Annotated in this window: 12 protein-coding genes; 3 read left to right on the forward strand and 9 right to left on the reverse strand. The window is 70.0% G+C overall.

The window, feature by feature from the left end; translation table 11 throughout:
- Position 1: 1 nt before the first annotated feature.
- The 8 genes from DEU36_RS02755 to DEU36_RS02790 all read right to left on the reverse strand — a co-directional run bounded on the left by DEU36_RS02755 (position 2) and on the right by DEU36_RS02790 (position 9471).
- Positions 2-862, reverse strand: coding sequence for a shikimate dehydrogenase (locus DEU36_RS02755; RefSeq protein WP_120262818.1), 861 nt, complete (start codon positions 860-862; stop codon positions 2-4).
- Complete coding sequence (gene mltG / locus DEU36_RS02760; RefSeq protein ID WP_120262819.1) at positions 843-2240, reverse strand: endolytic transglycosylase MltG; 1398 nt, start codon at positions 2238-2240, stop codon at positions 843-845. The genes DEU36_RS02755 and mltG overlap by 20 nt, the downstream gene beginning before the upstream one ends.
- Before the next feature lies 1 nt (position 2241).
- Positions 2242-2712 carry a Holliday junction resolvase RuvX gene (gene ruvX, locus DEU36_RS02765; protein WP_120262820.1) on the reverse strand — a complete coding sequence of 157 codons (471 nt, stop codon included), beginning with the start codon at positions 2710-2712 and terminating at the stop codon, positions 2242-2244.
- Positions 2709-5372 (reverse strand): alanine--tRNA ligase, encoded by a 2664-nt coding sequence (alaS, locus tag DEU36_RS02770; RefSeq protein WP_120262821.1) that lies wholly within the window; start codon positions 5370-5372, stop codon positions 2709-2711. Before alaS ends, ruvX begins: the two co-directional genes overlap by 4 nt.
- 66 nt (positions 5373-5438) lie before the next feature.
- On the reverse strand, positions 5439-5741 hold the full coding sequence (locus DEU36_RS02775; protein WP_120262822.1) for an ATPase: 303 nt from the start codon (positions 5739-5741) through the stop codon (positions 5439-5441).
- Between the two features lie 88 nt (positions 5742-5829).
- Positions 5830-6459, reverse strand: a complete 630-nt coding sequence (gene rpsD, locus DEU36_RS02780; protein WP_120262823.1) for a 30S ribosomal protein S4 — start codon at positions 6457-6459, stop codon at positions 5830-5832.
- 156 nt (positions 6460-6615) lie between these two features.
- The gene (locus DEU36_RS16390) at positions 6616-8142 is read right to left on the reverse strand and encodes a tetratricopeptide repeat protein (protein ID WP_120262824.1); all 1527 of its coding nucleotides are present in this window, start codon (positions 8140-8142) and stop codon (positions 6616-6618) included.
- Between the two features lie 3 nt (positions 8143-8145).
- A complete protein-coding gene (locus DEU36_RS02790) occupies positions 8146-9471 on the reverse strand; it encodes a replication-associated recombination protein A (protein WP_120262825.1) in 1326 nt (441 codons plus the stop codon).
- 100 nt (positions 9472-9571) lie between these two features.
- Between DEU36_RS02790 and DEU36_RS02795 the strand changes: the two genes are divergently transcribed.
- The 3 genes from DEU36_RS02795 (at position 9572) to DEU36_RS02805 (ending at position 11856) form a co-directional block, all read left to right on the forward strand.
- Positions 9572-9874, forward strand: a complete 303-nt coding sequence (locus tag DEU36_RS02795) for a dioxygenase (protein ID WP_120262826.1) — start codon at positions 9572-9574, stop codon at positions 9872-9874.
- 68 nt (positions 9875-9942) lie between these two features.
- Complete coding sequence (locus DEU36_RS02800) at positions 9943-11205, forward strand: DUF349 domain-containing protein (RefSeq protein WP_120262827.1); 1263 nt, start codon at positions 9943-9945, stop codon at positions 11203-11205.
- A gap of 96 nt (positions 11206-11301) precedes the next feature.
- The gene (locus tag DEU36_RS02805; protein ID WP_120262828.1) at positions 11302-11856 is read left to right on the forward strand and encodes an SAM-dependent methyltransferase; all 555 of its coding nucleotides are present in this window, start codon (positions 11302-11304) and stop codon (positions 11854-11856) included.
- On the opposite strand, the gene DEU36_RS02810 is transcribed toward DEU36_RS02805, so the two are convergent.
- The gene (locus DEU36_RS02810) at positions 11843-14095 is read right to left on the reverse strand and encodes a bifunctional (p)ppGpp synthetase/guanosine-3',5'-bis(diphosphate) 3'-pyrophosphohydrolase (RefSeq protein ID WP_120262829.1); all 2253 of its coding nucleotides are present in this window, start codon (positions 14093-14095) and stop codon (positions 11843-11845) included. The two genes, DEU36_RS02805 and DEU36_RS02810, sit on opposite strands and share 14 nt — an antisense overlap.
- Between the last annotated feature and the right edge of the window lie 21 nt (positions 14096-14116).

Consider the following 14116-nt stretch of genomic DNA (forward strand, 5'->3'; position numbering starts at 1 on the left):
TCTATCCTCCCACGAGCGCCCGGCGCATGACGGCGACGACGCCCTCCTCGCCGGGCAGCGGTTCGTCAGGCGATCCCGTCGCGAAGATGCGGATCTGCAGCACCGCCTGGTGGAGCAGCATGGTCGCCCCGGCGTGAGCAGGCCGGCCGGCCGCCAGCCACGCGTGTCCGAGCGCAGTCGGCCAGGTGCCGTAGACGACGTCGTACAGCGTGCCGCCGACGGCCGCGAGACGCGCCGAGACGGCATCCGTGACCGGTGCGTCTCCAGGCAGCGTCGACACGGTCAGCTCGACGTCGCCCGCGGGAGCGTCCAGCGGCGACACCGTCGCGTCGATGCCACGGCTCGCCGCGAGCGCCAGCAGAGGGGCCGCCGCGGCGGGTCTGCGCGCGGCGATGTCGACGCGATCGACGCCGATGCGCTCGAGGGCGAGGAGCGCCGAGGTCGCCGTCGCCCCCGCGCCGACGATGCGCGCCCGTGCCGCGCCCGCGAGACCGATCTCGGTGAGCGCAGCCGCCAGGCCGCCGACATCCGTGTTGAAGGCCGCCCACCCGTCGCCGGAGCGCACAAGCGTATTCGCCGCACCGGTCGCACTCGCCGCGGCATCCCGTCGGCGACCCGCGTTGTGCGCGAGGGTCTTCAGCGGCATCGTCAGCGAGAGTCCGTGCACCTCGGAGTCGAGCGCGGCCAGCTCGCGTGCGAACGACGACTCGTCGACCCGACGTCGCCCGTACGTCCACGGCAAGCCGAGCCGGTCGTAGGCCGCGGCGTGGAGCAGCGGCGACAGACTGTGCTCGATCGGCGAGCCCCACACCTCGAAACGACGACGCGGGCGCGCCGAAAGGTCAGCAGCCCCGGTTGTCATTCGCGTCGCACCACGCGTGCCACTGGTCGATGCCCGCCTGGTGCTCTTCGTACGTCGCCGAGAAGATCGTCTCGCCGGTGTCCATGTTCCACGTGACGAAGTAAAGCCACGGGCCCTCGGCGGGATGCATGGCCGCATCGATAGCTTTGTCGCCGGGATTCGCGATCGGTCCGGCCGGCAGGCCCTCCCGGACGTAGGTGTTCCAGGCGTTGTCATCTTCCAGCGCCGCTGCGGACGAGCTCGCCGTGCCGTCGTGCATCTCGTCGTACCCGTACTGCGCCGTGGAGTCCATCTGCAGACGCATGCCGTCGGTCAGGCGGTTCGCGATGACGCGCGACACCTTGTAGAAGTCGTCCGACAGCCGTGCCTCGCGCTGGATGATGGATGCCGTCGTGAGGATCTCCTCACGACGATCCTCCGGTACCCCCGCGGCGTTGAGGGACTCGACCGTACGGTCGACCATCGTGCGCACGATGTCGGCGGCGGACAGGCCGGGGTCGAACTGATAGGTCGCCGGGAACAGCCAGCCCTCGAGCGTGTCGGCGGCGACACCGTAGGCGGCAGGATCGGCGACGGCGGCGGTGAAGTCCTCGACCGGCATCCCCGTTCCCTGCGCGAGCACCTCGACGGTCTGATCCATCGTCAGCCCCTCGCGCAGCTGCGCTGCGTTCTGGCGCTTGCTCGTCGGATCGAGGATGAGGGCGAGGGCGGCCTCAGAGGTCATCCGCTGCTGCAGCGCATAGACGCCGGGTTGGAAGGTGGGGTTCTGAGCCGTCGCGATCAAGTGATCGTAGAACGCCGTCGGAGTCTTGGTGACGCCCTGGTCGAAGAGCGTCTGCGAGATCGTCGAGCCGGTGTCGCCGCCGACGACGGTCACGAGCACCTCGCCCGTCGCCTCGCCGGGCTCGAAGTCTTTCGGCTCCTCCCAGCCCATCACCGACCGGATCTGCGGCTCGTAGGTGTTCCAGACCCATGCTGCGCCCACACCGATGCCCCCGACGATCGCCAGGATCACGACGAGCACGACCCACTTGGCGATGCGGCTCTTCTTCCGATCGCGGTCGTGCCGGCTGGGCACCGCGCCGACCTCGTGCGTGCTGACCTCACCCGTGAACAGGGCGTCGAGTGTGCCGGCAGCAGGCGCAGCGGCCCGCGGCGCCTGCTGGTGCGTCGGCTGCTCGCCCTGAGCCTGATCGCGGGACGCCGGAGCGTGCGCCGATGCACGGTGCTCAGCGGCGGAGGCCGGCGCGTACTCGGGACGCGAGGCGTCACGGGAAGGCGCTGCACCACCCGGCGCGGATGCCGTGCTCTGGGCGGCCGCGCGCGCTGCCCGTCGGCTCGTCGGGACGCCGGTGTCGTGCGGCGGGCGGTCAGTCATGTCAGGGGTGCTCCTGCGAGGGTGCGACGGAAGCGCCGGGCGGGTTACCGGTGCTCTTCTCGACGTCGAGTGCCTGCTGGAGGAGCACTACGGCGGCGACCTGGTCAACAATGCTACGAGATGATCGCTGGGATCGGCCCGAACCGCGCAATGCGCTGTGCGCGCTGACGGTGCTCAGCCGCTCGTCGACCAGGCGCACGGAGTGGCCGGCAGCGGCTAGGGCCTCGGCGAAGCCGCGCGCATCGGCCGTCGACGCCGTCTCCCGTCCGCTGAGCGCGACCGGCAGCCCGACAACGAGCTCGACCGCCTCGTACTCCGCCGCAAGGGCGGCGATACGGGCGAGATCGCCCTCGCCACGCGGCACCGTCTCGACCGGCACCGCCAGCAGACCGTCCCGGTCGCACCGCGCGACGCCGATCCGAGCGGTGCCGACATCGACGCCGATACGGACGCCGGGCCGGAATCCGCTCACAAGCCGCTCGCCGCGTCGCGGACGGCGCGGAGCGCCGCCGGGAGCGCTGCAGCGTCCGTCCCGCCGCCCTGCGCCACATCGTCGCGTCCACCGCCGCCGCCACCGAGAGCGGATGCCGCAGCCTTCGCCAGGACGCCGGCCTTGGCGCCGGCGGCGCGCGCGGCCTCATTGGCGGCGACCACGACGACGGGTCGCTCGCCGACGACGGCACCCAGTGCGACGATCGCCGCGGTGTCGGCTCCGAGCCGTTCGCGCACCTGCAACGCCAGGGTGCGCACATCGTCGGCGGATCCCGCGGATCCCAGCGACTCGGCGACGATCTGGAACGGTCCCGCGGGCGAGGCCGTCGCCACGAGCTGCGGCAGCCGGTCGGCGAGGGCGCGTGCCTCGAACTGGGCGATCCGCTTCTCCGCGGCCTTGAGGCTCGCGGCGAGCTCAGCGACACGGGCCGCGAGCTGATCGCGCGGCGTCTTCAACGACGTCGTGAGCTGCGAGACGATCGCGCGCTCGGCTGCCAGCTCGCGGAAGGCATCCTGCCCGACGAGCGCCTCGACGCGGCGGTTCGAGGCGCCGACCGACGACTCGCCGATGAGGTTGATGAGGCCGACCTCAGCGCTGGACGACACATGGGTGCCGGCGCAGAGCTCGCGCGACCAGGGACCCCCGATGTCGACCATGCGGACGGTCTCGCCGTACTTCTCGCCGAAGAGCGCCATGGCTCCGGCGGCCTTCGCCTCATCGAGCGACATGATCCGCGTTGTGACGTCGAGGTTGTCACGGACAGCGTTGTTGGCGATCTCCTCGATCTCGGTGCGGGTCTCGGGCGAGAGCGCCTGACCCCACGAGAAGTCGAACCGCAGGTAGCCGGCACGGTTCAGCGAGCCGGCCTGCGTCGCGCTCTTGCCGAGCGTGTCGCGCAGGGCAGCGTGCACGAGGTGCGTGGCGGAGTGAGCCTGCTGCGCCGCCCGCCGGTTCGCGGCATCCACCACCGTCGTTGCGGATTCGCCGACCGCCACCTCGCCGGTCGTGACCTCGACGGTGTGGCTGACGAGCCCGGGGACCGGCTTCTGCACGTCGAGGACTTCGAGCTCGTAGCCCGGGCCCACGATGACGCCCTTGTCGGCGACCTGGCCGCCGGACTCGGCGTACAGGGCCGTCTCGGCGAGGATCACCTCGGCGATCTGCCCCTGCGCGGCGCGGTCGACCGAGACGCCGCCGACCAGGATGCCGAGCACGCGCGAGCCCGTCTCCAGCTCGGTGTAGCCGGTGAAGACCGTCTCGCCCTGCGCGCGGAAATCGCGGTACACGCTCGTGTCGGCGAGCTGTCCCTTGCGGGAACGCGCGTCCGCCTTGGCGCGCTCTCGCTGTTCCTGCATCAGCGAGTCGAAAGCGCCGCGGTCGACGCTGAGTCCCGCCTCCTCGACGATCTCGAGAGTCAGATCGATGGGGAATCCGTAGGTATCGTGCAGGAGGAACGCCTGCGCGCCGCTCAGCTTGCCTTCGCCGGCCTTCTTTGCCTGCTCGACCGACTCGTCGAGCAGCTCCGAGCCCGCGGCGAGCGTGCGCAGGAACGTCGCCTCCTCGGCGAGGGCGTACTGCGACAGTCGCGCATAGTCGGTCTCGACGATCGGGTACGCCTCCCGCATCGCGTCGCGCGACGCGGCGAACAGCTCCGCGAAGCTCGGACCTTCGACGCCGAGCAGACGCATCGAGCGGATGGCACGGCGCATCAGACGGCGCAGGATGTACCCTCGCCCGTCGTTCGACGGGGTGACCCCGTCGGAGAGCAGCATGAGCGAGGAGCGCACGTGATCGGCGATGACACGGAAGAGCACGTCGTCGTCGTGGTTCGCGCCGTAGGTCTTGCCCGAGAGCTCGACGGCCTTGTCGAGCACCGGACGGACCTGGTCGGTCTCGTACATGTTGTCGACGCCCTGCTTGATGAAGGCGACCCGCTCGAGCCCCATGCCGGTGTCGATGTTCTTGTTCGGCAGCTCGCCGACGATCGTGAAGTCGTACTTCGAGCGGACATCGGCGATCTCGTACTGCATGAAGACGAGGTTCCAGATCTCGACGTAGCGGTCGTCGTCGGTGGCCGGGCCGCCGTCGATCCCGTACGCGGGACCACGGTCGAAGAAGATCTCGGAACACGGGCCGGCGGGACCCGGCAGGCCGGTGCTCCAGTAGTTGGTGTCCTTACCGAGGCGCTGGATGCGCTCTTCGGGCAACGTGGAGTGCTTCAGCCACAGCTCGCGAGCCTCGTCGTCCTCCTCGTAGACGGTCACCCACAGGTCCTTCGGATCGAACCCGAGGCCGCCCTCCGCCTCGGGGCTCGTCAGCAGCTCCCAGGCGAACGAGATGGCGCCCTCCTTGAAGTAGTCGCCGAACGACCAGTTGCCCAGCATCTGGAAGAAGGTGCCGTGGCGAGGGGTCTTGCCGACCTCCTCGATGTCGTTGGTGCGGATGCACTTCTGCACATCGGCCGCGCGCGAGTACGGCGCGGGCACATCGCCCGACAGGTACGGGATGAAGGGGACCATGCCGGCCACGGTGAACAGCAGCGCGGGGTCGTCGGTGACGAGCGATGCGGAGGGCACGATCGTGTGCCCCTTCTTCTCGAAGTAGTCCAGGTAACGCTGGGCGATCTCGGCGGTCTTCATCGGGTTCCTTCGGCAGGCAGGCATCGGCGTCGCGCCCAGGGCGCGACGCCGCGATCGGGTCGGGTGTCAGTGTGAGGAGTCGGCGGCGTTCTTGGCCTTCGCGACGGCGTCACGGGCCGCGTCCGCGACGTCGGAGGCGGCGTCGGCAGCCGAGTCGAGAGCGTCGGAGGCTGCGCCCTTGACGTCCGCCGCGAGGCCCTCGATGCGGGCCTCCTGCTCGCGGTAAGCGTCGCCGATGCGATCGGCGAACTCGGAGATCCGCGCATCGACCTCGGCGAGCATCTCGTGACCGCGCGGATCCTTGTTGACCACGTGCGCAGCGACGAAACCGCCGGCGACGCCCAAAACGAACCACAGCGCGTTCTTCATGGGAACCATGTTAGGTGCAAAGCATGAAGGGCGCCGGGAGAACCCGACGCCCTTCATGGCGATGCTGGAAGTCAGCGAGCCGTGCGACTCAGCGCGCGGCGTAGTACTCGACGACGAGCTGCACGTCACAGGTGACGGGCACCTCGGCGCGCTTGGGGCGACGCACGAGGCGCGCCTGCAGCTTGTCGAGCTCGACCTCGAGGTAGCCCGGGACCGGGGGCAGGACGTCGGCGTGACCGCCGGCGGCTGCGACCTGGAACGGCTCGAGCGACTCGCTCTTCTCCTTGACGTGGATGAGCTGGCCCGGCTTGACGCGGAACGACGGGCGGTCGACGAGCTGGCCGTCGACGAGGATGTGGCGGTGCACGACCAGCTGGCGGGCCTGGGCGGTCGTGCGGGCGAAGCCGGCGCGGACGACGAGCGCGTCCAGACGCATCTCGAGCAGCTCGACCAGGTTCTCACCGGTCAGGCCATCCTTGCGACGGGCCTCGTTGAAGGTGTTGCGCATCTGCTTCTCGCGGATGCCGTACTGCTCGCGCAGACGCTGCTTCTCACGCAGACGCACGGCGTAGTCGCTGTCAGCCTTGCGCTTGGTGCGGCCGTGCTCACCCGGAGCGTAGGGACGCTTCTCGAGGTAGCGGGCGGCCTTCGGGGTCAGCGCGACGCCGAGGGCGCGAGACAGGCGGACCTTGCGGCGGTCCTGAGACTTCGTGGTCACGAAGCTCTCCTTCCGATGACGTGGTCGCGACGTTCACGACTCACGGACGTATCTCCGCCTCCTCGCCCGTCTCGGACTGCACGCCGGGGCACGCCGAGAGGTCTTGATCAGAGGAGAGGGATGCCCGAAAACTGGGCTTCGAGCCGGTCGAGTCTATCAGACGGCGCCCGCGTCGACGGCGGCGACGAGGTCGAGGATGCCGGCGGGGTAGAACGGCGTGGCGCCGCGACGGAGATCGTCGATGCGATGCCAGCCGACGGAGGTGTCGCCGTCGAGCACGGGCAGCCGTTGCCCCCGTGGCAGGGCCTCGAGCGCGGCGCTGCGGACCGCGAAGACGTGAGCGATCTCGTGACCGCTCTTGCGGCCGTCGTCGAAGATGTTCTCGCTCACGGTGAGCAGTCTCAGATCGTCGACCTCGGCGGCGAGCTCCTCGCGCAGCTCGCGACGCATGGCGGCCGCTGCGGTCTCGCCGTACTCGACGCCTCCGCCGGGGGCGCGGAGGAACGGCCCCGAACCCGGACCGCCGGGGTATTCCTCAGCCAGGACGAAGCCGTCGGCGACGATGACGGCGACCGAGATGACGCGGATGCGGTGCGGCGCGGAGAGCTCGGCTGCGTACGCCGTCACCGAACCTCGGTAGGCGGGCAGGTGCGGCGCCAGTGCCCGCAGCGCCGTCCGGAGTGCGGGTGCGGGCTTCTGATCGCTGAACAGCGCGAGCGCCTCGAAAGCCCGGGCTGCGTCGGCGAGCGGGTCGGTGTCGGGGAACCGGTGCAGCAGCGCCAGAGCACCCGAGGCGTCACCGACGTTGCGCAGCGAGCTCGCCAACTGGATGATGCACGCGGAACGCCGCTCTCCGGTCAGACCGGCATCGAGCGCCCCGCGGTACAGCGGGATCGCCTCGACCTCCTCGCCGAGGAAGTCGTGCAGCGACGCCCGCTCGTACCGGCGCACCGCCTCGCCGGCATCTGCGGCGAGCTCGTCGAGCTCAGCCCACAGGCGGTCGGCAGGCTTCCCCTCGGCAGCGATCCAGAACGCGTCGAACGGATCCGACGCGCCAGCGGAGTCGCCGGCGCCGTCACCGGCCGGATACTCGGTGAGGAGCTCCCGCGCTCGCGATCGGAGCCCGAGCAGAGCGGGGTCGACGCCGTGATCGCCCGCGAACCGGACCAGTGCGCGCACGGCGGGACCGGCGTCGCTGGTCTCCCCCGCCGTCAGATGCTCGAGCAGGTCGGTGGCGGGGATCGTCCGGACCCGTCCCGTCTCGTGCTCGCCCCACCCCGGGTCGGCGACGCGAACGCAGTCCGCGGCGATGATCACATGCCGGCGCCGACGTGCGTTCGCCGCCGCCCATTCCGTGCCGGCGTCGTACACGGCACCGGCACGATAGCCCGTCTCTTCCCGCAGCTCCCGCACGCCCGCCACGACGGCGTCTTCGCCCGGATCGATGAGGCCGCCCGGGAGCTCGCCCAGCACCCGCTGGGGGCCGACCCGATACTGATCGAACAGCACGACGCTGTCGTCCGTCGTGATCGCGATCACGGTGACGGTGTCGCCGACCTCGACGACATCCCAATCGCTCTCGCTTCCGTCGGGAAGCCGGTACCGGTCACGACGCACGCGGACGTAGCCGTCGTACGCGGGCGACGAGCCCAGCAGCGTCCAGTCGGGCACGGGATCGGTCACGAGTCAGTCCCCCAGGATCTTTCGCAGCTTGTCGACGCGAGCGCCGATCTCGCGTTCGACACCGCGGTTGGTCGGCTCGTAGTAGCGGCGCCCGCGCAGCTCGTCGGGAAGGTACTGCTGCGTGGCGACCCCGACCTCGAGGTCGTGCGGATAGACGTAGCCCTTGCCGTGCCCGAGCCGCTTCGCACCGGCGTAGTGGGCGTCGCGCAGATGCTTGGGAACGCGGCCGAATCCGCCGGCGCGGACGTCGGAGATCGCGGCGTTGATGGCGTTGTAGGCCGCGTTCGATTTGGCGGTGGTCGCGAGATAGGCCGTCGCTTCGGCGAGCGGGATGCGACCCTCCGGCATCCCGATGAAGGCGACCGCGTCTGCGGCGGCGACGGCGATCGTCAGCGCCTGGGGATCTGCCAACCCGATGTCTTCGGACGCCGAGATGACCAGACGTCGCGCGATGAAGCGAGGGTCTTCGCCCGCCTCGATCATGCGGGCGAGATAGTGCATGGCGGCATCGACGTCGGACCCGCGGATCGACTTGATGAACGCGCTGATCACGTCGTAATGCTCGTCGCCCTGTCGGTCGTAACGGAGCAGAGCGCGGTCGACGGCTTGGGCGACGTGGTCCGCGGTGATGACGGGCGGTTCGTCGCCACCGCCGGGCTCGGCCATCGTCGCCGCGGCCTCGAGCGATGTCAGCGCCCGTCGAGCATCGCCGGACGCCAGCCGGACGAGGGCGGTCCGCGCGTCGTCGGCGAGGACGATCGAGCCGGCGAGCCCGCGGGCGTCGGTGACCGCCCGATCGATGAGCCCTGCCAGGTCGTCGTCGCTGAGCGGCTGAAGGGTGAGCAGCAGCGACCGCGAGAGGAGCGGCGCGACGACGGAGAACGACGGATTCTCTGTCGTGGCGGCGATGAGCAGGACCCAGCCGTTCTCGACGCCCGGCAGGAGGGCGTCCTGCTGGGCCTTGGTGAAGCGGTGGATCTCGTCGAGGAAGAGGATGGTCGAGATGCCGTAGAGGTCGCGCTGCGTCATCGCCTCCTGCATGACCTCGCGCACGTCTTTCACCCCGGCGGTGACCGCCGAGAGCTCGACGAAACGACGTCCGGACGAACGGGCGATCGCCTGAGCCAGCGTCGTCTTGCCGGTTCCGGGCGGGCCCCACAGGATCACCGACACTGCTCCCGCCTTGTTGCCGTCAGGTGAGGCGAGTGCCACGAGGGGCGAGCCGGGTCGCAGCAGGTGGCCCTGTCCGGCGACCTCGTCGAGCGAGGTGGGACGCATCCGGACGGCGAGCGGCGTCTGCCCGGAGAAGAGCGCGCTCGAATCGGTCATCTTCTCAGGCTAGTCGCGCACGCCGACACCGGGATTTTGTCGGCTCGCCGACCCGCGCCGTAGGCTTGAGCGACCCGGAACGGGGCACGGAGGAGGCAACGTGGCAGGTCGCGGCAAGAACCGGGACGATCGCGCGGCGCAGGAACGCGCCCGTCTCTATGCTGCACGGCGCGAGTACCACGATGGGCAGAAGCGGCGCCGCTCGCGCGACAACCTCGTGGCGGCCGTCGCGGGAGGCATTCTGATCATGGGCGCGATCGGCGCTCAGATCGTCTACTTCACCGCCGGTCCCGGGGCACCGGCACCCGACGAGACCCCGGCCCCCTCTCCCACGCAGACCGTGCCGTCGTCGCCGTCACCGGCGCCGACGGATCCCACTCCGACAACGATCCCGACTCCCTGACCGCCGCCGTACTAGGCTGTCCCCCGACCTGACCCCCATGCGGCGCGAGCCGCGACGAGGTGCCTTCCGTGACTTCCACCCCTGACTCCACGATCACCCCCGCCGACGACGCCCCGTGGGGTCGCGTCGATGACGACGGCACCGTCTCGGTGCGCGAGGGGGACCAGTGGCGCGTCGTCGGCCAGTACCCCGACGGCACGCCGGAAGAGGCGCTGGCGTACTTCCAGCGCAAGTTCTCCGACCTCGCGAGCGAGGTGACTCTCGTCGAGGTCCGGCATCGTCGGGGCGGCGCATCGGCGTCCGACCTCCGGTCGACGGTCGGCACGCTCCGCTCGCGCATCACCGGTGCCGCCGCGGTCGGCAACCTCGCCGCCCTCGAGGCGCGCCTGATCGCGCTGGAGAGCGAGCTCGACGCAGCTTCCGCGACGGAGGCTGCTGAGGCCAAGCAGGCGCTCGACGCCGCGATCGCCGAGCGCGCCGCGCTGGTCGAGGCGATCGAGTCGATCGCCGCGCGCGACCCCAAGTCGATCCAGTGGAAGCAGACCTCCGCAGAGGTGAACGACCTCTTCGAACGGTGGCAGCGCCATCAGGCCGACGGCCCGCGCCTGCCCCGCAGCACCGGCCAGCAGCTGTGGAAGCGGTTCCGCGACGCCCGCTCGATCATCGACAAGCACCGTCGCGAGTTCTACTCCAGCCTCGACGAGACGCACAAGAGCGCACGCGACGCGAAGCAGCGACTCATCGAACGCGCCGAGGCGCTGGCACCCCGCGGCGAGGACGGCATCGGCGCCTACCGCGACTTGCTCGAGCAGTGGAAGCAGTCCGGCCGTGCGGGCAAGAAGGCCGACGACGCGCTCTGGGCGCGATTCAAGGCCGCCGGCGACGCCCTCTACGGCGCACGCGCCGAGCGCGAGCACGCCGACGCCGAGGCCTCGCAGGAGAAGATCGTCGCCAAGCGCGCCCTCCTCGAAGAGGCGGCGGCGGTGACCTCCGAGAAGGACACGGCTGCCGCGCGCGCGCTGCTCACCGGCATCCAGCGCCGGTGGGACGAAATCGGCCGCATCTTCCCCCGAGACAAGGAGCGCGCCCTCGACGACGAGCTCCGCAAGATCGAGCAGTCCGTGCGTTCGCGTGAAGACGCCGACTGGAAGAACAACAACCCCGAGACGAAGGCGCGCCAGGGCGACATGCTGTCGCAGCTGCACGACGCGATCGCGAAGCTCGAGTCCGAGGTGGCTGAGGCTGAAGCCTCGGGCGACGAGCGCGCCATCGCGCAGGCCAAGGAGGCGCTGAGCGCTCGCAAGGCCTGGCTCAGCGCACTCGGCGGCTGATCGCGCTCACCCACGGCGCTGTCTGTGGAGGGCGCGGCTCTCCACAGATCGACGGCCGGACCACGGGCTTGCTGGGGTGCACACCAGACTGAGGTCATGGTCTGGCCGTTCGTCTACGCCCCGGGTGAGCGTCTCTCCGCAGCTGAGCTCACCGCCGCCCGCCTCGACGGCGATGTCGTCGAAGTCGGTGAGTCGTTCATGCCCGCGGACGTCGTCGAAAGCCCGGAGATCCGGGCAGCCTCGCTCCGCCCGCTCGTCGCGCACGGGCTGGCGCTGACCCACGAATCCGCCGCCTGGGTGCACGGCGCGCTGCCCGAACCGCCCACGCGGCACAGTGTTCAACGGTGCACGGAGCGCCGCCGCAACCACGTGCTCGATCACCGCCTGCACTACCGCGACCTCCGGCTGCCCCCTCACGAGACCGTGCACCTGGGCGGGATGCCGGTCTCGAGCCGCGTGCGTACCCTGTGCGACCTGCTCCGCGCCGACGCCGCGGCCGGCGAGGCGCCGCGGCGGGCCGCCGTCGCGATGCTCGCGACGTTCCCCGACGTCCTCACCGAGGCGTACGACTCGCTGGCGGCGAGCGGCCCGCTGCCGTTCAAGCGGCAGGCCCTCGTGTGGCTCGAGACGCTGCGGGTCAGGACGATGTGACGCGGTACACGTCGTACACGGCGTCGATGCGCCGTACCGCGTTGAGCACGCGATCGAGGTGCACTGTATCGCCCATCTCGAAGACGAACCTGCTGAGCGCGAGCCGATCATTGTTGGTCTGCACCGAGGCCGAGAGGATGTTGACGTGATGCTCGCTCAGCACGCGGGTCACGTCGCTGAGAAGCCCGGCGCGATCGAGTGCCTCGACCTGGATCTGAACGAGGAAGAGGCTCTTGGTCGTCGGCGCCCACGACACCTCGATGAGACGCTCGGGATCGCGCATCAGGGACTCGACGTTGGTGCAGTCGGACCGGTGCACGGACACGCCGCTGCCCCGGGTGACGAAGCCGACGATCTCGTCACCGGGAACCGGCGTGCAGCACTTCGCGAGCTTGACGAGGATGTCGGGCGCGCCGCGCACCAGGACCCCCGAGTCGCTGTCGCGCTTCTGGCGCGAGCGCCCGACGGCCGGCAGCTGGATCGGGCCGGTGGAGGTGTCTTCCTCCGCTCGCACGAGCGCCGTGACCTTCTCGATCACCGACTGCGTCGAGACGTGCCCCTCGCCGACTGCGGCATACAGCGCTGTGACGTCCTCGTAGCGGAGTTGGTGCGCCACCTCGGTGAACGCGTCCTGACCCATGAGACGCTGCAGCGGCAGGTTCTGACGGCGCATGGCGCGTGCGATCGCATCCTTGCCCTGCTCGACCGCCTCCTCGCGCCGCTCCTTCGTGAACCAGCCGCGGATCTTGTTGCGCGCCCGCGTGCTCTTGACGAAGGTCAGCCAGTCCTGGCTCGGACCTGCGTCGGGGTTCTTGGAGGTGAAGACCTCGACGACATCGCCGCTCGACAGGGTCGACTCGAGCGGCACGAGGCGGCCGTTGACCTTGGCGCCCATCGTGCGGTGCCCGATCTCGGTGTGCACGGCGTAGGCGAAGTCCACCGGGGTGGCTCCTGCGGGCAGGCCGATGACGCGCCCCTTCGGGGTGAAGACGTAGACCTCCTTCGCACCGATCTCGAACCGCAGCGAGTCGAGGAACTCCCCCGGGTCGGCCGTCTCGGCCTGCCAGTCGGAGATGTGGGCCAGCCACGCCATGTCGTTGTCGAGCGCCTTGGCGTCGGCCTTGCCGCCCGCCATCCGCTCCTTGTACTTCCAGTGCGCCGCGACACCGAACTCGGCCTGCTGATGCATCTCGTGCGTGCGGATCTGGATCTCGACCGTGCGTCCGCCCGGGCCGATGACCGTCGTGTGCAGCGACTGGTACAGGTTGAACTTCGGCGTCGCGATGTAGTCCTTGAAGCGTCCGGGCAAGGGCGTCCACCGCGCGTGGATGGAACCGAGCACGGCGTAGCAGTCACGGACGGTCGTCACCAGCACGCGGATGCCGATGAGGTCGTAGATGTCGTCGAACTCGCGTCCCCGCACGACCATCTTCTGGTAGACCGAGTAGAGCTGCTTCGGACGACCCATGACGCGCCCACGGATGCGGAGTTCTCGCAGGTCGCTCTCGACCGCGTCGATGACCGTCTGCAGATACTGCTCGCGCTGCGGGGTGCGCTGCGTGACGAGGCTGTCGATCTCGGCGTAGAGCTTGGGATGCAGCACCGCGAACGACAGGTCTTCGAGCTCGCTCTTGATCGCCTGGATGCCGAGCCGGTGTGCGAGCGGCGCGTAGATCTCCAGGGTCTCGGTCGCCTTCTTGGCGGCCTTCTCGGGCGGGACGAATCCCCAGGTCCGGGCGTTGTGCAGCCGGTCGGCCAGCTTAATGAGGAGCACCCGGATGTCGCGCGACATCGCGACGATCATCTTGCGCACGGTCTCCGCCTGCGCGGCGTCGCCGTACTTGACCTTGTCGAGTTTGGTGACGCCGTCGACGAGCATCGCGACCTCGTCGCCGAACTCGGCCGTCAGCTGATCGAGACCGTACGAGGTGTCTTCAACGGTGTCGTGGAGCAGCGCGGCCGCGATGGCGCGCGGACCGAGACCCAGCTCCGCCAGAATCTGCGCCACCGCGAGCGGATGCGTGATGTACGGCTCGCCGCTCTGACGCTTCTGCTGCGCGTGTGCGCGCGACGCGGTCTGATACGCGCGATCGATGATCGCGATGTCGCCCTTCGGATGGTGCGCGCGAACCGTCCGGACGAGCTGCTCGAGCCCTTCGCGCGGCGCAGCCCGAGAGAAGATCCGGGGAACGAGTCGTCGCAGCGAACTGTGGGCAGGCGGCGGGGTGATCTCGGTCATACCCTCACCTCCGCCATGCAG

It is taken from the genome of Microbacterium sp. AG238, assembly GCF_003610405.1.
Lineage (GTDB): Bacteria > Actinomycetota > Actinomycetes > Actinomycetales > Microbacteriaceae > Microbacterium.